At 67.1% G+C, this 16956-nt stretch carries 13 protein-coding genes; 2 read left to right on the top strand and 11 right to left on the bottom strand.

Going from position 1 to position 16956, the window contains the following annotated elements; all coding sequences use genetic code 11:
- Window positions 1–58 precede the first annotated feature (58 nt).
- The 11 genes from HWN72_RS24625 to hutI form a co-directional block, all read right to left on the bottom strand.
- Window positions 59–1876: a bifunctional diguanylate cyclase/phosphodiesterase gene (locus HWN72_RS24625; RefSeq protein ID WP_211151607.1), complete on the bottom strand. Its 1818-nt coding sequence runs from the start codon at window positions 1874–1876 to the stop codon at window positions 59–61.
- Between the two features lie 49 nt (window positions 1877–1925).
- Window positions 1926–3098: a pectinesterase family protein gene (locus tag HWN72_RS24620; RefSeq protein WP_211151606.1), complete on the bottom strand. Its 1173-nt coding sequence runs from the start codon at window positions 3096–3098 to the stop codon at window positions 1926–1928.
- Window positions 3095–4069, bottom strand: coding sequence for an alpha/beta hydrolase (locus HWN72_RS24615; RefSeq protein ID WP_211151605.1), 975 nt, complete (start codon window positions 4067–4069; stop codon window positions 3095–3097). Before HWN72_RS24615 ends, HWN72_RS24620 begins: the two co-directional genes overlap by 4 nt.
- 72 nt (window positions 4070–4141) lie before the next feature.
- A complete protein-coding gene (locus HWN72_RS24610) occupies window positions 4142–7132 on the bottom strand; it encodes a TonB-dependent receptor (RefSeq protein WP_248006303.1) in 2991 nt (996 codons plus the stop codon).
- A gap of 147 nt (window positions 7133–7279) precedes the next feature.
- Entirely contained in the window at window positions 7280–8227 is a 948-nt protein-coding gene (locus tag HWN72_RS24605) for a FecR domain-containing protein (protein WP_036530874.1), read from the bottom strand.
- On the bottom strand, window positions 8221–8850 hold the full coding sequence (locus HWN72_RS24600) for an RNA polymerase sigma factor (RefSeq protein ID WP_008829310.1): 630 nt from the start codon (window positions 8848–8850) through the stop codon (window positions 8221–8223). The genes HWN72_RS24605 and HWN72_RS24600 overlap by 7 nt, the downstream gene beginning before the upstream one ends.
- 48 nt (window positions 8851–8898) lie before the next feature.
- On the bottom strand, window positions 8899–9429 hold the full coding sequence (locus tag HWN72_RS24595) for a HutD family protein (RefSeq protein ID WP_008829311.1): 531 nt from the start codon (window positions 9427–9429) through the stop codon (window positions 8899–8901).
- 123 nt (window positions 9430–9552) lie between these two features.
- The gene (gene hutU / locus HWN72_RS24590; protein WP_008829312.1) at window positions 9553–11217 is read right to left on the bottom strand and encodes a urocanate hydratase; all 1665 of its coding nucleotides are present in this window, start codon (window positions 11215–11217) and stop codon (window positions 9553–9555) included.
- Window position 11218: 1 nt separating this feature from the next.
- Window positions 11219–12031, bottom strand: coding sequence for an N-formylglutamate deformylase (gene hutG, locus HWN72_RS24585; protein ID WP_008829313.1), 813 nt, complete (start codon window positions 12029–12031; stop codon window positions 11219–11221).
- Window positions 12028–13557: a histidine ammonia-lyase gene (gene hutH / locus HWN72_RS24580; protein ID WP_008829314.1), complete on the bottom strand. Its 1530-nt coding sequence runs from the start codon at window positions 13555–13557 to the stop codon at window positions 12028–12030. The genes hutG and hutH overlap by 4 nt, the downstream gene beginning before the upstream one ends.
- Complete coding sequence (gene hutI / locus HWN72_RS24575) at window positions 13554–14750, bottom strand: imidazolonepropionase (RefSeq protein ID WP_008829315.1); 1197 nt, start codon at window positions 14748–14750, stop codon at window positions 13554–13556. Before hutI ends, hutH begins: the two co-directional genes overlap by 4 nt.
- 88 nt (window positions 14751–14838) lie before the next feature.
- Between hutI and HWN72_RS24570 the strand changes: the two genes are divergently transcribed.
- Both HWN72_RS24570 and hutC read left to right on the top strand, forming a co-directional pair.
- On the top strand, window positions 14839–16218 hold the full coding sequence (locus HWN72_RS24570; protein ID WP_211151603.1) for a formimidoylglutamate deiminase: 1380 nt from the start codon (window positions 14839–14841) through the stop codon (window positions 16216–16218).
- A gap of 2 nt (window positions 16219–16220) precedes the next feature.
- Window positions 16221–16955 carry a histidine utilization repressor gene (gene hutC, locus HWN72_RS24565; protein ID WP_008833402.1) on the top strand — a complete coding sequence of 245 codons (735 nt, stop codon included), beginning with the start codon at window positions 16221–16223 and terminating at the stop codon, window positions 16953–16955.
- Window position 16956 lies beyond the last annotated feature (1 nt).

Raw genomic sequence — 16956 nt, 5'->3', positions numbered from 1 at the left:
CTATGGCTATTTTTTGGTTAAAGAGGTGCAGGATTCCCGTTCGATCCGGCACATTTCACTATTGTAACCGTCCGCCGGCCAGAGTGATTCCTCGCCCGCGTGGATGCGCGGCCATCAGGACCGCCGCCGCATCGCTCGGTACGGCGCGGGAATAGAAGAAACCCTGACCCAGCGTACACCCAAGCGCCATCAGCTTGCGTGCCTGTCCGGCCGTCTCGATCCCTTCGGCGATGACACGGATTCCGAGCTTCGTCGCGATGTCGATTATCCCCTCGACGATGATCTGGCTGGGGGCATGCGAAACGATGCGATCGACGAAGGACTTGTCGATCTTGATGTAGTCCACCGGCACGCTCATCAGATGCGTGAGCGAGGCGTAGCCGGTGCCGAAATCGTCGAGGGCCACCTTCAGCCCCTTGGCGCGCAGGGCTTCCACCGATTTCCGCACGACGCCCGCCTCGTCCATGTAGACGGATTCGGTCACTTCCAGACTGACGTGGCTCAGCGGCACCCCTTCGCGTTCGAAGGTATTGCTCAGCAGGCCGTAGATCGAGGCGCCGTGGAAGTCGGCGGACGAGACGTTGATGCTGACTTGCGGGACAGCGATCCCCGCCGCAAGCCATTCACGGATATCGCGCGCGACCGATGCCATCATGCGCTGGGTGAGAGTGCGTGCGATGTGGGAATCGGTCGTCGCTTCGTGGAACGAGGCGGCGGGCACGGCCTGTTCGCCGATGCGCATGCGGGACAGCGCCTCGAGGCCGACGACCTCGCCGCTGCGTATATCGACGACGGGTTGGTAGTGCGCCTCTATCCGGTTCTCGCGCAGGGCTGCGTTAACGTCGCGGATCGCGGTGAGACGCCGGGTCATCCGCGTTCCGATGCCCGGCCAGTAGCGCACGAAGCCGCCGCGCCCCGTCTCCTTGGCGTGATAGAGTGCGAAGTCGGCGTTCTGGCGCACCTGCTCGGCCGTGGTGTCGGCCAGCGAGCACTCGGCGAGGCCAATCGTGGCCCCCGGGGACACGACGTTGCCCCCGCAATTGGCGGTCGAGGAGATTTCGTCCAGATATGTCTGCGCCGTGCGTTCGAGATCGCGCAGCGCCGCCTCGCTCTCTACCACGATCGCGAATTCGTCTCCGCCGATGCGGTAGGCGCGGTCGGGGAAGGCGGCGATGGTCAGGCGGTCGGCAACTTGCCGGAGCAGGAGATCGCCCGCGCGGTGTCCGAAGGTGTCGTTGACGAACTTGAGGTTGTCGAGGTCGAGCAGGAACAGCGCCCAGCTACCCGGCCTGGCGGCATCGAGGTGGTGCAGGGCGGCATTGAAGGCTCCGCGATTGGCGAGGCCGGTGAGCGCGTCGGTATTGGCGCGCCGCTCGTATTCGACCACGCGCCGGTGCCGGTCGAGCGCGATCGCGCATACGTGGACGCAGCGCTCGACGATCTCGCGCTCGAGCTGCGACGGGCCGCGTTTCTCGCGGTAGTAGAAAGCGAAGGTGGCGACGGCGCGGCGGCGGGCGTCGAATATCGGGTGCGACCAGCAGGCCTTGATGCCCAGCGGCAGGACAAGGTGCTTGAAGTCCGCCCAGCGTGGATCGTTGGCGATGTCGGCGGTGGTGATCTCCTGCCCGCGATGGGCCGCGGTGCCGCAGGTGCCGACTTCGGGACCGATGCCGAGCCCCTCGATGGCCGCGCAGAAGCTCTGCGGAAGACTGGGGGCGGCGAGCGTGTGAAGGCGGCCCAGCTCGTCCACCGTAACGACCGAACAGACTACGTCGGGAACGAGGCGCTCGACTTCGAGGCACAGCCGCAAGGCTGTGTCCGCCAGTGTCTCGCCTTTGGCGATCATCTCGAGGATCGTATTCTGTAACTCGGTCATCGGCTCCCAGCCCGGTCAGCCGGGAGTCAGTCTGGCCGACAATGGTTAATTATTTTGCCATAGTCCTGCCGGGCCGTTCACGGGTCGCCTTCGTTCCGGCGCGGGTTCGACGCGCTTCGTCCTGCAGGCTCCACCCGGCAAGGATATCGCGCCGGATAGCGTCGATGCCTGTGGTCTCGCGCCAGGTCATGCCGATATCGCGCGCCTTCGCGCCGGGGCCGTGGGAGCCGGTCTCCCAGAAGCGGGATTCCTGCGGTCGGAACACCCCGGTCATGGTGCCGTCGCGGGCGGTGCCGTTCATCGTCGTCCAGTGGTCCGGGTGGATGTGTCGGTCCATGAAGCAGTCGATGAAGATCGCCTGTCCGACGGCGGCAGGGTCGGCATAGCGCCCGTCGGCGAAGCGCGTTGTCGGATGCCACGGCCGCGCGAGAGCCACGGCGCCGTCGGGCACCCCGGCCTCGCGGGTCAGGCGCGAGCGGTAGACGATGATGCCGTGCGCCTGCGACAACTGGGTCGATGGCGCGGCGATGAAAGACTGGAACTCGCCTGGAACATAAGGCTCACTGCGCGGACGGGAGCGGATCTCGCTGTCCTCGATCAGCAGTTGCCCGTTGCCGAAGATGAAGTCGATGTTGCCCGCCACCAGGCTGCGGCGCACCAGCGCCCGGCCGCCGTTGGTGAACAGCGTATCCTGATAGCCGAGGATTGCCGTGCGATCGACGAGCACGCGGTCGCTGTGCACGTCGAGGAGCAGGGCGACGGCCTGCGGGTTGGCGATGCGCTCCGCGCTGCCTTGCGGGTGGCGGTCATTGGCAAGGTAATCGAAGGTGTTCTCAATGGTCAGGTCGCGGATCACCACGTCCTTTGCGTCCACCATCAGCGTCGCCGAGCCGGGCGTGCCCCAGCCGTCGCGGTGCCAGGCTTTCGCGGTTTGCGCTACGGCGCCGAAGTGCACACGCGTGCGCTGCGCGCCGCTGCCGATCAGGCGCAGGCGATTGCGGGAGATCACCGGCTTCTCCGCATAGTCGCCCGGTGCCACGCGGATGGTGATCCAGTTCTCGGAACCGTCGCGCGCTGCCGCGTCGAGCGCACGTTGGATCGACGTGTAGCACGGCGCCGCGCCGTCCCCGCACGACGGCCGCACCACGTACTCGGTCGGCGCCGCCATCGCGGTTCCGGTGGACAGCATCGCTGCCAATGTGAACGCAAGTCTGCGGATCATTCAGGTGCGCTCCCTCGCGCCGGTTCAAGGGTTTTGAGGAAGCCGTCGATCTGCTCCGCGACGCGGGGCAGCCACGGTTCGAACAGCCAGAAATCGTGGGGGGCGTTCTCGAAGGCGAAGAAACGATGGGCGATGCCGTGATGTTCGAGGGAGGCGAGCACCGTGGCCTTGCCTCCGGTGAAGCGCGGGATGCCGCTGCTGACGATCAGCGTCGGCGGTGACTGTGCGCCGACATGGCTGGCGGCGCTCGCTTCCTTCCAGCGTGCGGCGGCGTGCTCGTAGGAACCGCCGAGCCAGCGCGCGGCGGGCGATGCCTCCCCGGCGGCATTCTCGAACTGCAGCGCCTGCGGGGTGGTGAAGTCCAGCACGCCGTCGAGGTCGATCAGCGCGGCGGCGGTGCGCTCCGTGCCGGAGCCGAACAGGCCCGAAGGTCCGGCATAGGCGAGCAGCGAGGCCATCTGCCCGCCGGACGACGCGCCGCCCACGGCGATGCGGGAGGGATCGACGTCGAATTCGGCCGCATGCGCGCGTGTCCAGGCCAGTGCGTCGCCGATGTCGATCATCCCCGCCGGATAGGCCGCCTCGACCGATAGACGGAACTCCGGCAGGAACACGGTGTATCCGCGCTGGGCAAGGAGGTTCGCCAGAGCGTAGAAATGCGTCTTCGCCCCGGCGCGCCAGCCTCCGCCGTGGACGAGCAGGATGCCCTGCCGGTTGGCTCCCGCCGAGGGGCGGAACACGTCGATATGAAGGTCGCGGGTGCCGGTGTTCTTGTAGGGCCGGTCGAACAGCACCGACTGGCCCGCTTTCCAAGTCACGGCGGGCCAGGCGATCCCGGGAAACTTGTCCCGGTACTGTGCGAAGCGCTGGCCGATCGTGTAGCTGTCATCCACCTCGCGTGCCGGGGCATGGCCCGGCAGCAGCATGGCGGCGAGGGCCAGCGCACATGCGAACTTGCTTGAACCCGGCACTCTATATCACTCCCGAAAAACGAAAAAGAGGACCGCCGCCCGAGGGGTATTGGGCAGCGGTCCTTCCAGGTATCAGAACTGGTAGCGGGCGCCCACGAACCACTGCGCGCCGGTCTTGGAGAATTCGCGCACCAGATACTGAGTTCCGTCGCCGGTGCCGTAGATGCGCTCCCGTTCGTTAGTGATGTTGATCCCCTGCAGGTTGACGCTGATCTGCTTGGTCAGGTTGTAGTACGCCGAAAAGTCCACTTGCGTCGGCCCGTACTTGCGTTCCTGCACGTGGCCATTGCCGCCCGGTTGGCTCAGCAGATAGTCGTCGCGCTTGTTAATCGAGAGGCGAAGGCCAAGGTCACCGGTGTCATAATAGGCCGTGAAATTGTAGGAGTTGGGCGACAACCCCGTGGAATCGCGGGCAGAGACATGAGTGTAGTTCGATGCGATGCCGAAGTACGAAAGCGCACCCGGCAGGAAGGTGAACGGCACGTTGAGCGTCGCCTCCAGCCCCTTCACGCTGTTCCCGTCCGATGAGTTCACGGTGCTGTAGAATGTGTACTGCGCGGTCGCCGGGTCCGCCTGGTACGAAGCGTCGTAGCGCGGATCGGCGTAGATCGCGGCCCAGTATTCCTGCGGGACCGACTGCTGCACCACCGAGGTCGTCAGCGAGCTGATGATGTTCTTCTTGAACACGCCTACCGAGAACAGGCCGCCCTTGCTGAAGTACCACTCGAAGCCGAGGTCGAAGTCGTTCGACAGGTAGGGCTTGAGCGCGGGATTGCCGAGGTTGCTCACCGTGCGCGTGGTGTACTCGAACACGGGCGCGGCGATGTTGAGCGAGGCGAGGCCCGGCCGCGTCATCGAGCGGGCATAGGCGAAGCGCGCAACGAGGTCGGGCGTGATGTTCAGCGCCGCGTTGAACGAGGGCAGGAAGTTGTCGTAATGCCGCTTCACGTCGACCGGCGATCCGGAGATCACCGCGCTCGATTCCACGTCCGTACGCACCCAGCGCGCGCCGCCGTCGAGGCGCAGGGTCATCGAACCGATGTCGATCTCGCCCGTCACTTCGCCGTAACCGCCGGTGGTCTTTTCAACCACTTCCCAGCCCGCTGCGACATTGGTGGTGTAGTTGCCCGAGAAAAGGCCCGACGATCCGATCGCGTCGAAGTCCATCACCGCGAACGTCGGCAGGCCCCCGGAAACCACGCCGCTGCCGAAGTGGCTGTACGGGAAGGCGGTCATGTAGCTGGACGGATCGAAGGTGGGCAGCTCGCCCTGAGCCTCGGAATAACGCACGAGGCGGCGGTTGTAGGCGAAGCCCGCCTGCGCGGTGAAGCGGCCCTTGGTGAAGGTGGCGTTGGTCTTGGCCGTGAAGTTGTCCTTCACGACGTTGTTCAGGCGATTGGCGGGCGTCGTCGCGTTGATGAAGTTGGTGGCATCGTTCGGGTCGTAATCACCGTAATCGACTTTGGCGACGTCCTTGCTGCCCGAATAGTCGTAGGCATAGTAGTGCGGCACCGAGCGGGCGTAGAAGCGCAGCTCGGTGCGGTCGGCGGTGTCGCGCGCCTTGCCGACCATGGCGTCGATCTTGAGGTTGTTCGTCACTTCGTAATCGCCGGAGAACACGAACTGGCGGAACTTGGAGGTCGAGGTCTGGTGGCGGCTTTCGTACCACGATGTCACGTCGTCGAAGGCGGCGGCGACCAGCTGCTTGCCGTCAGGCGCGACGGTGAACGAGAGCGGGGTCTGGCCGACGAAGTTGCCCGGGGTGCCGTGGGTCAGCAGCCACTCCATCGAATTGTAGCTGTAGCGGTCGTTGTCGAGCTGCGAATAGAGCGCGTCCAGACTGAGCGTCAGCCCGTCGATCGGCTTGGCCTGGATCGAGCCGGTCAGGCCGAGGCGCTTCTGGTCGTTGCCGAAGAAGTCCGCACGCGGCAGGCGCGGCGCCCACAGGCAGTCGAGACGGTCGGCGGCGCCGCAATCCTCGGGCGTGCCGGTGACGGTCGGGTTGGTGTCCGCCCAGCTGTCGCCGTTCACGTAAGGCGAAGTCCAGCGCACGCTGGAGAAGCCTTCCTGATAGACGGTGCGCTTGGAATAGGCGGCGGAGAACAGCACGCCGATCTTGTCGTCGGCGAAGGTGTCGGAAATCATCACGGTGGCGCGCGGATCGACCTTGCGCGTCATCGTGTTGTACCCGCCCTGCGCCGATCCGACGACATGGAAACCCTTGAAATCGAAGGGCTTGGCTGAATAGAGATCGACGGTGCCGGCGATGCCGCCTTCCTCGATCGAGGCGCGCTGGGTCTTCTGCACGTCGATGCGGTTGAACAGTTCGGATGCGAAGACGTGGAAGTCGAAAGCGCGGCCCGCGTTGATGGTGAAGCCGCCGGAATCGAGGCCGTCGCTGCTGGCGGGCACTTCCATGCCGTTTAGCGTCGTGCGGGTGAAGTCGGGCGAAAAGCCGCGCAGGGTGATGTTGCGGCCTTCACCCCCTTCGCGGGAGATCGCGACGCCGGGCAGGCGCTGGATCGATTCCGAGAGGTTGAGGTCGGGCATCTTGGCCATGTCCTCGGCCATGATGCTCTCGGTGAGGTTCACCGCGCGGCGCTTCAGGTCCTGCGCCTTGGCGAGGCTGCCGCGAAAGCCGGTGACGAGGATTTCGGAGTTCGCAGCCGGTTCCTCATCCGCCGCCGCGGCCTCTGCCGCCGGGGATGCGGCCTGTGCGGCGGCGACGGGTGCCTGTACGCTCGGGGCCGAGGTCAGGCTGGTCTGCGTCAGGGTGCGCGGCGACATCGGAGGCGTGGCGCGGGCGACGATGGCATAAGAACCCGGCCCGGTGCGGCGGGCGGTGAGACCGGTCCCCGCCAGCAGGCGGTTCAGTGCATCGTCCACGCTCATCTCGCCGCGCACGGCATTGGTGCGTACGGCATGCGTCAGGCGGCGCGCCGCGATGATCTGGATGTCGCCCTGTCGGCCAAGCTGGCTGATCGCGGTTTCGGCAGGCTGCGCCTCGATCGCGAACTGCCGCGTCTGCGCTGCCGCCTGAACCGGCGAGGCTACTATGCACATGATCGCAGATGATGCGAACAAGGCACTCCGAATGTCCGAAGTATTCATTATCCCTCCCAATGTCCCGATCCGTCAGGTTTCTTTTCACCTGTGCTCTTTAAGAGTCTCCGGAGCGGATATTCCTTCTCGTCATCTCAAAAAAATTTATCATTCGATCCGAATGAGGTTCGGATTGCTGGTGTCGAGCGACACGCCGAGGCTGGCCTTCACCGCTTCGGCGAAGCCTTCAGGGTCGTTGACGCGGAACAGGCCGTCGAACTCCTCGCGGGCGACGCGCGGGTCGGCGATGATGATCTGGCGCTGGTTGTAGCGGTTGAACTCGTCTGCCGCGTCATAGAGCGTGCGCCCGTTGAGATCGATCATGCCGCCGCGCCATGCCAGCGCCCGGTCGACGGAAGAGGAAATGCCGGTCTCGTAGTCGATCACCGCATGGGCGCTTAGCATCGCGCGGTCCCCGGCCTCCAACTTCATGCGCAGGCTCTGGTCGCCGTCCGCCCAGGTTTCCACGATGCCCTCGGTGACGAGGATCTCCACCCCGGTTTCACGCCGCCGCACCGAGAAGGCCGTTCCCACGGCGCGCACGCGGACGTTCCCGGCGGCGACGACGAAGGGGCGCTGCGCGTCCTTGGCGACCTCGAACCATGCCTCACCCTGTGCAAGCTGCACCTCGCGCAGCTTGGTCGCCATGCTGACGGTCAGTTCGCTGCCCGAATTCATCGTCATCACCGAGCCGTCCGGCAGCGGCAGGCGCCGGATCTCGCCGAGCTTCGTCGTATAAGCTGCCGGGCTTTGGCTCCAGCGCAGCCCGACGAAGGCGAGCGCAGCCGATGCAGCCAGCCCCGCCAGCACGCCGCGACGACCCCAGCCCGAGGGCGCGGGCTCTTCCTCCTCGACCGGGACAGCCGGTGCCTCGACCTCGGGGGTCAGCGCCAGCCACTGTGCCTGTACCTGCAGCAGCAGGCCCTGACGCAGCGGGTCTTCGGCCAGCCATGCCTGAAGTTCGCTCTCGTCGGCCTCGGTCCAGCCGTCGGCGTCCATGCGCGCCACGAACCGCGCCGCCTCGTCGCGAGCCTGATCGCCTGCGAGCGTCACCATGACCGCGCCCCCCGGCGATCGGCGCCGAGCATGCGGTTCTCGCTCTGCGCCTCGGCCTGCGTCCAGGCGTCGCGGACGGCGCGCACGCCGGTCCAGACCTGCTTCTCCACCGCCTTCTCGGTCATGCCGAGATGGGCGGCGATTTCCTTCTGGGACCAGCCTTCGATCTTGCGCAGTTCCACCACGCGGCGGCAGCGTTCCGGCAGGCGGCCGATGATGGCCAGGACCCGCTCGTAGCTGATGCGGCTCGCGGCCTGTTCCTCGGGCGAGGGGGTTTCGTCCTGCCATGTCTCGATCTCGCTCACGGCCTCCAGCACCACGACCTGCTGGCGCTTGAGACGGCGCAGCAACAGGTTGCGGGTGATCGAGAACATGTAGGCCAGCGGCCGGTCGATGTGGTCGACCGAGGGCAGCATCGCGATCCGGCAGTAGGCTTCCTGCATAACCTCGTCCACGTCCTCCGGCGAGAGGCGCGACCGGGCCAGCCAGCGGCGGACCCGCGCCTCATGGGGCACGATCTCGCGCGCGACCCAGAGGGCCGTCCCGCGTCGCCGCGCAAGTTCCTTGTCTGCCTCCCCTGGCGTGGCACCCTCCCTCAGGCATTCGGATTTCCCGTTTGCCATGAAAGAGACACGGCGCGGAAAATTCCTTCCGCGCGGGCGCAGATTTTTTCAGGAGAGGAAGCGGACCAGCAACACTGGGCCTGCGGTGGTGACCGGAGCATCGATCCGGGCACAGTCGAGATAGCCGAGATCGGTGTCGTCGAGTGTTTGCGCTTCAAGTGCGAGGAGGAACGTCGTGCCTGCGGGGGTGACCATTGCGTCGGGGGGCAGGCGCTGCATCTCGCAATTGTAAGTGCCGCGCCGGACCATGGCGTTGAGGTCGAGCACTGCCCCGCCCAGCGGGACGCCCTCGACGCTCGCAGCGCCGTCGAAAGGGAAGGGCGCGCTGACGGGGTCGAGTACTGCGTCGACGGCTCCGGATAAATGCAAGGTGCCTTCGAGCACCGCCAGCGTTCGGTCGATGCCCTCGAATGACGAGAACGGTCCGGCCTGTTCGACGCGCGCCATGCTGAGCCGCCACAGGAAATCGCCCATCCCCGCGCCGGGCGGGCAGACGGCGATCTCGCGCGTGGTGCCGCCGCCGTTCTTCCATGGAACCTCCGGGCAGTCGGCGGCGCGGATGATGCGGGTGATGGCCATGGGCGGATACTCACGAAAATACATTCGTCATTGCGAGGAGGCGAAGCCGACGACGCAATCCAGGGCGGTTTGCGCGGCCCTGGATTGCGTCGCTACGCTCGCAATGACGAGCAGGGGAGAGGATTACGGGATGCCCGGCAGGTCCAGCCCCTTCTCCGCCGCGCAGTCCCGCGCGATCTCGTAGCCCGCATCGGCGTGGCGCATGACGCCGGTGGCCGGGTCGTTCCACAGCACGCGCTCAAGCCGCGCCGCCGCCTCGGGCGTGCCGTCGGCCACGATCACCATGCCCGAATGCTGCGAGAAGCCCATGCCGACGCCGCCGCCGTGGTGCAGCGACACCCATGTCGCGCCGCTGGCGGTGTTGAGCAGGGCGTTGAGCAGCGGCCAGTCCGAAACCGCGTCCGAGCCGTCCTGCATCGCCTCGGTCTCACGGTTGGGCGAGGCGACCGAGCCACTGTCGAGGTGGTCGCGGCCGATCACGACCGGGGCCTTCAGCTCGCCCTTCGCGACCATCTCGTTGAAGGCAAGGCCGAGGCGGTGGCGATCACCGAGACCCACCCAGCAGATGCGCGCCGGAAGGCCCTGGAAGTGGATTTTCTCGCGCGCCATGTCGAGCCAGTTGTGCAGGTGCACGTTGTCCGGCAGCAGTTCCTTCACCTTGGCGTCGGTCTTGTAGATATCCTCCGGATCGCCCGAAAGCGCCGCCCAGCGGAACGGTCCGACGCCCTGGCAGAACAGCGGACGGATATAGGCGGGAACGAAGCCGGGGAAGTCAAAGGCGTTCGCCACGCCCTCGTCCAGCGCGACCTGGCGGATGTTATTGCCGTAGTCGGTGGTGGGAACCCCGGCCGCCTGGAAATCGAGCATCGCGCGCACATGCTGCGCCATCGACGCCTTGGCGGCCTTGGCGACCGCTTCGGGTTCGCGCTCGCGGCGCTCCATCCATTCGGCGACGGTCCAGCCTGCGGGGAGGTAGCCGTTGATCGGATCGTGGGCGCTGGTCTGGTCGGTCAGCAGGTCGGGGCGAATGCCGCGCGCGTAGATTTCGGGCAGCAGCTCGGCGGCATTGCCCAGAAGGCCGACCGAGACGGGCTTTCCGTCCGCCTTCGCCTGCTCGATGATGGCCATGGCCTCTTCGATGGTGGCGGCGGACTTGTCGAGATAGCCGGTGCGCAGGCGCATCTCGATCCGGCTGGGCTGGCACTCGATGGCGAGGCACGATGCGCCCGCCATGACGGCTGCGAGCGGCTGCGCGCCGCCCATGCCGCCAAGGCCTGCCGTCAGCAGCCATTTGCCCGAAAGGTCGCCGCCATGGTGCTGGCGGCCCATCTCCACGAACGTCTCGTACGTGCCCTGAACGATGCCCTGCGTGCCGATGTAGATCCACGAACCGGCGGTCATCTGCCCGTACATGGCAAGGCCGCGCTTATCGAGTTCGTTGAAATGCTCCCAGTTCGCCCAGTGCGGCACAAGGTTGGAGTTGGCGATCAGCACGCGCGGCGCATCGGCATGGGTGCGGAACACGCCGACCGGCTTGCCCGATTGCACCAGCAGCGTTTCGTTGTCATCAAGGCGCTGGAGCGTCTCGACGATCCGGTCGTAGCTCTCCCAGTCGCGCGCGGCGCGGCCGATGCCGCCGTAGACCACCAGCTCCTCCGGACGTTCGGCGACGTCCGGGTGGAGGTTGTTCATCAGCATGCGCAAAGGCGCTTCGGTTAACCAGCTTTTCGCGGAAAGCTGCGTGCCGGTGGCGGGCTTGATGACGCGGGTATTGTCGATACGGGTCATGTCAGGATTCCTGAAGAGCGAAGGCGCGGGCAGCCTTCATGATCTGGGAAAGCGTCTCGGTGATCGCGGCGGCGCGCGCCGGATCGAAGGCGGGGGGCCAGTTGGCCTCGCCGAGCATCTCGGGTTCGTCCATGTAGCCGCGAATGGCGAGTTCCATCTGGATGGCGTGGACGCCATTGTCGGGCTGGCCGTAATGCCGGGTGGTCCAGCCGCCCCGGAAGCGGCCGTTGAAGACGTGGCTCTCGCCCGATTGGGCGCAGATGCCTTCGACGGCGGCCGCCAGCGCGGGATCGCAGGTCTTGCCGCCGTTGGTGCCGATGTTGAACTGCGGCAGTTCGCCGTCGAACAGGCGCGGCACATGGCTGCGGATCGAGTGTGCGTCGTAGAGCACCACGCGGTCATGGACGGCGCGCAGTCGGTCGATCTGGGCCTGCAGCGCGGCATGGTACGGATCGAACCAGAGCGCGCGGCGGCGGGCGATCTCGGCCTCGCCGGGCGCTTCGCCTGAATAGAGCGGCTCGCCGTCGAAGGTCGTGGTCGGGCACAGTTCGGTCGTCGCCTGCCCCGGATAGAGCGAGGCGCCCGAAGGATCGCGGTTGAGGTCGATCACGCTGCGCGAGATGCACGTGCTGACAAGGGTTGCGCCAAGATCGGCGGCAAAGGCGTAGAGTTCGTCCACCCACCAGTCGGCATCGCGCCGCGCCAGCCACTCGGACGCGAAGAGGTGTCCCACGTCGGCAAGCTGGGTGCCGACGTGGGGGAAGGCGACGATGAGGGGGGCGTCGCCTTCAGTGATCTTGAGCCAGTCGCTCACGCTACACCGGGGAGGCTGTCACCTGCGGAGGCAAGCAGCGCGCCCGAACGGATCAGCAGGTTGGCCGCCTCCATGTCGGGGTGGAAATGGCGGTCGTCCTCCAGCGTCGGCACCTTGTCACGCAGGGTCGCGCGGGCAGATTCGAGCGTAGCGCTGGACGCGAGTGGGGCATGGAAATCCACCCCTTGCGCGGCGGCGAGCAGTTCGATGCCCAGTACCCCCGTCGCGTTGTCGGCCATGTCGAGCAGGCGGCGCGCGCCGTGGGCGGCCATCGAGACGTGGTCTTCCTGATTGGCCGAGGTCGGGATCGAGTCCACGCTGGCCGGATAGGCGCGCTGCTTGTTCTCGCTGACGAGCGCGGCAGCGGTCACCTGCGGGATCATGAACCCCGAATTGAGGCCGGGGCGCGGCGTCAGGAAGGCGGGCAGGCCGGACAACGCGGGGTCCACCAGCATGGCGATGCGGCGCTCGGCGATCGAGCCGATCTCGCAGATGGCCATGGCGATCATGTCGGCGGCGAAGGCGACCGGCTCGGCATGGAAGTTGCCGCCCGAAAGCGCCTCGTCGGTCTCCGGGAAGATCAGCGGGTTGTCGGAAACGCCGTTGGCCTCGATCTCCAGCGTGGTCGCGGCCTGGCGCAGAATGTCGAGCGCGGCGCCCATGACCTGCGGCTGGCAGCGCAGGCAGTAGGGATCCTGCACGCGCGCATCGTTCTCCAGATGGCTGGCGCGAATGGCGCTGCCGGTCATCAGGCCGCGCAGGGCATCGGCGACCTCGATTTGACCCCGATGACGCCTTAGCGTGTGGATGCGCGGGTCGAACGGGGTGTCGGAGCCCTTGGCCGCCTCGGTCGAGAGCGCGCCGGTGACGAGCGCGGAGCGGAACAGCAGTTCGGCCTCGAACAGCCCGGCCAGTGCGTTGGCGGTCGAGAACTGGGTGCCGTTGAGCAGCGCCAGGCCCTCTTTAGGCCCCAGTTGAGTGCTGGTGAGTGCCGCTCTGTGCAGCGCCTCGGCGGCGGGCAGGCGTTCGCCTTCGTAGAAGATCTCGCCCACGCCGATCATCGTCGCGGCCATGTGGGAAAGGGGGGCAAGGTCTCCGCTCGCACCGACCGAGCCCTGGCATGGCACCACCGGGGTCAGCCCCTTGACCAGCATCGCCTCCAGCAGCGCCACCGTCTCGGGGCGCACGCCCGATGCGCCTTGCGCCAGGCTGGCGAGCTTCAGCGCCATCATCAGCCGGATCACCGGCACCGGCGAAGGCGCACCCGTGCCCGCTGCGTGGCTCAGCACGATGTTGCGCTGGAGCGTCGCGAGGTCCTCGTCCCCGATCCGCACGCTGGCGAGCTTACCGAAGCCGGTGTTGATGCCGTAGACCGGCGCGCCCTTCGCCAGAATGCGCGCAACGGCGGCGGCGCTTTCCGCCACGCGCGGCGCGCAGGCCGGGTCGAGCGTGACGGCGGCGCCGCGATAGACCGCGCGCCAGTCCGCCAGCGGGACACTACCAGGTGTGAGCAGGACAGGATTCATTGACCACTCCAGATGCGGGCATGGAGCGGATTGAACCCCATGCGATAAACCAGCTGCGCGGGACGTTCGACGTCCCAGATGGCGAGATCGCAGCGCTTGCCCGCCTCCAGCGTGCCGCGATCCGCAAGCCCGAGGGCGCGCGCGGCATTGCGAGTGACGCCTGCAAGGCATTCAGGCACGGTGAGGCGGAACAGCGTCGCGCCCATGTTCATCGTCAGCAGCAGCGAGGTGAGCGGCGACGTGCCGGGGTTGCAGTCGGTCGCCAGTGCGATGGGCACCCCGGCGGAGCGCAGGCCCGCGACCGGCGGCAGCTTAGTCTCGCGCACGAAATAGTACGCGCCCGGCAGCAAGGTGGCGACGGTGCCTGATGCGGCCATGGCGGCGATCCCGGCCTCGTCGAGATGTTCGAGGTGATCGGCGGACAACGCCCCGTGCCGCGCCGCCAGCGCCGCGCCGTGGAGGTTGGAAAGCTGCTCGGCATGAAGCTTCACCGGTAGGACGTGGCGCGCGGCGGCGGCGAACATGCGCTCCGTCTGCGCCGGGGTGAAGCCGATGCTCTCGCAGAAGGCGTCCACCGCATCGGCAAGGCCGAGCGCGGCGACCTCGGGCAGCACTTCGTCGCAGAGCAGGGCGATGTAGCCGTCCGCGTCGTCCGCGAACTCGGGCGGCAGGGCATGCGCGCCGAGGAAAGTGGTGGCGATGGACACCGCGCGTTCTTCACCCAGACGGCGGGCGGCGCGCAGCATGCGGATCTCGCTGTCGCGGTCGAGGCCGTAGCCGGACTTGACCTCCACCGTGGTCGCGCCTTCCGCGATCAGCGCATCGAGGCGGGGCAGGGCGGCGGCGACGAGTTCGTCCTCGCTCGCGGCCCGGGTGGCGCGCATGGTGGAGACGATACCGCCCCCGGCCCGCGCGATCTCCTCGTAGGAGGCGCCGCCCAGGCGCATCTCGAACTCGGCCGCGCGGTCACCGCCGTGGATCAGGTGGGTGTGGCAGTCGATCAGGCCCGGGGTGATCCAGCGGCCTTTGCAGTCGACGATCCGCTTCGCATGGAGGGCCGGAGCCTCCGCAGCAGGCCCGGCGTAAGCGATCATGCCGTCCTTTGCCGCGATCACGCCATGGTCCACCGCGCCCATGCCTTCACCTGCCATAGTGGCGAGCCGGGCGCCTTTCCAGACGGTGTCGTACAGCATGATTCCGTGGCCCTCGTTTGCCTCGCCCATTGTGATTGCACCGTTCAAAATTAATGTATAGACAAAAATCGAAGCAAGGAGCAGATTCATGTCGGCAAGGTCGGATGGGCGGCACAGGTCATTGTTTTTCGAGCATTGTCTGCTGCCCGAAGGCTGGGCGCGGAATGTCCGCGTTACGCTGGAGCAGGGGCGGATCGCCGCTGTCGATGCAGGTGCGGAACCCTCGCCTGGAGACGAGCGCCACCCTTGCGCGCTGCCCGGAATGCCCAACCTGCACAGCCATGCCTTCCAGCGCGGCATGGCGGGCCTTGCCGAGCAGCGCGGCCCTGCGAACGACAGCTTCTGGACCTGGCGCGAGATCATGTACCGCTTCGTCCAGCGCATGACCCCGGACGACGTGCGCGCCATCGCCGCGATGGCCTATGTCGAGATGCTGGAAGGCGGCTTCACCCGCGTCGGCGAGTTCCATTACCTGCACCACGACCGCGAGGGCCGCGCCTTCGTCGACGTCGCGCAGATGAGCGCGGCGGTGCTGGCGGCGGCCGGGGACACCGGCATCGGCATGACGCTGCTGCCGGTGCTATACAGCTACGCCGGGTTCGGCGCGCAACCGCCAGCCCCCGCGCAGGCGCGCTTCGTCAACGATCTGGACCGCTACGCACGGTTGCTGGAAGGGGCTGAGGCCCATGCCCGCGCGCTGCCCGATGCCGTGGTCGGCGTGGCGCCGCATTCCCTGCGCGCCGTCTCGCCCGATCAGCTGCGCGATCTCGAACCGCTGGCGAAAGCCCGTCCGGTTCACATCCACATCGCCGAGCAGGTGAAAGAAGTGGACGACTGCCTCGCATGGAGCGGTCGGCGCCCAGTCGAATGGCTGCTGAACAATGCCGAAGTGGACGCGCGCTGGTGCCTCGTCCATGCCACGCACATGACGGAAAGCGAAACCGTTGCCGCGGCGCGTAGCGGTGCGGTGGCAGGGCTATGCCCGATCACCGAGGCGAACCTCGGAGACGGGCTGTTCCCGGTGGAAGCGTTCCTGCAGGCGGGTGGCCGCTATGGCATCGGCAGCGATTCCAACGTGCTGATCGACGCGGCCGAGGAACTGCGCCTGCTCGAATACGGCCAGCGCCTGACGCGCCGCGCGCGCAACGTAATGGCCCGGGAAAGCGGCCGCTCCACCGGCGCGGATCTTTACGCAGGCGCGCTGACGGGCGGGGCGGCGGCATTGGGCGTCGAGGGCGGCATCGCGGTCGGCCTGCCTGCCGACATCGTCAGCCTGAACCTCGATCATCCGGCGATGGTGCACCGGGCGGGCGATGCGATAACCGACAGCTTCGTCTTCGCCGCCGGGCGCTCGGCCATTGACTGCGTGTGGCGCCATGGCGACAAGCTGGTGAGCGAAGGGCGCCACCATGTCCGCGACCGGGTGGTCCGCGACTATGCCAAGGTACTGGAGACACTGATCGCGTGAGAATGCCCCTTCACGAACGCATTCGATCGGATTTCGAGGGCCGCATCCTCGGCGGCGAACTGGCTCCCGGTGACCGCCTGCCGATCGAGCAGGAGCTGATGCAGGAATACGGCTGCTCGCGCATGACCGTGAACAAGGCGCTCTCGGCGCTCGTCGCGGCGGGGCTGATCGACCGGCGCAAGCGGGCGGGGACGTTCGTGGCGCGTCCGAAGGTCCATTCAATGGTGCTCGACGTGCCCGACATCGCCGCGCAAGTGCGCGAGCGCGGGCAGGACTATGCTTTCCAGCCCATCCGCCGCCGGGTCCGGGCAGCGGGCGATGACGAGGAGGAAGTGCTGCTCGCGGGCGGCGGGGAACTGGTCCACATCGATGGCCTGCACCTCGTCGATGGCGCGCCGCTTGGCGTGGAGTTCCGCCTGGTAAGCGCTCTGGCCGTGCCGGAGATCGTTGGCGCCGACCTCGACGCGGTTCCTCCGGGGACGTGGCTCCTGCGGCACGTGCCCTGGACCGAGGCGGAGACGCGCATCTCGGCCGTCGGCGCGCAAGTCGAGGAAGCGGAATGGCTGGGCGTGGCGGTCGGAACGCCGTGTCTGTGCGTCGAGCGCCGGACGTGGCGCGGCTCGGAGCGGATTACTTACGTGCGCCAGCTGTTCCTCGGCGATGCCTACGACATGGTGGCGCGCTTCGGCCCGGTGGCGCCATTCGGCGGTATGCCGCGGGAAGGTATGAAAGTTTGAA

The organism is Novosphingobium sp. HR1a, assembly GCF_015594425.1.
In the GTDB taxonomy this organism is placed as follows: domain Bacteria; phylum Pseudomonadota; class Alphaproteobacteria; order Sphingomonadales; family Sphingomonadaceae; genus Novosphingobium; species Novosphingobium resinovorum_A.
This window is presented reverse-complemented; position numbering and strand designations above follow the sequence as displayed.

Bases quoted from the DNA above. Each gene is read 5' to 3' on its own strand.
- HWN72_RS24625 (WP_211151607.1), bottom strand. From the start codon at position 1,876: ATGACCGAGTTACAGAATACGATCCTCGAGATGATCGCCAAAGGCGAG.
- HWN72_RS24620 (WP_211151606.1), bottom strand. From the start codon at position 3,098: ATGATCCGCAGACTTGCGTTCACATTGGCAGCGATGCTGTCCACCGGA.
- HWN72_RS24610 (WP_248006303.1), bottom strand. From the start codon at position 7,132: ATGTGCATAGTAGCCTCGCCGGTTCAGGCGGCAGCGCAGACGCGGCAG.
- HWN72_RS24605 (WP_036530874.1), bottom strand. From the start codon at position 8,227: ATGGTGACGCTCGCAGGCGATCAGGCTCGCGACGAGGCGGCGCGGTTC.
- HWN72_RS24600 (WP_008829310.1), bottom strand. From the start codon at position 8,850: ATGGCAAACGGGAAATCCGAATGCCTGAGGGAGGGTGCCACGCCAGGG.
- HWN72_RS24595 (WP_008829311.1), bottom strand. From the start codon at position 9,429: ATGGCCATCACCCGCATCATCCGCGCCGCCGACTGCCCGGAGGTTCCA.
- hutU (WP_008829312.1), bottom strand. From the start codon at position 11,217: ATGACCCGTATCGACAATACCCGCGTCATCAAGCCCGCCACCGGCACG.
- hutH (WP_008829314.1), bottom strand. From the start codon at position 13,557: ATGAATCCTGTCCTGCTCACACCTGGTAGTGTCCCGCTGGCGGACTGG.
- hutI (WP_008829315.1), bottom strand. From the start codon at position 14,750: ATGCTGTACGACACCGTCTGGAAAGGCGCCCGGCTCGCCACTATGGCA.
- HWN72_RS24570 (WP_211151603.1), top strand. From the start codon at position 14,839: ATGTCGGCAAGGTCGGATGGGCGGCACAGGTCATTGTTTTTCGAGCAT.
- hutC (WP_008833402.1), top strand. From the start codon at position 16,221: ATGCCCCTTCACGAACGCATTCGATCGGATTTCGAGGGCCGCATCCTC.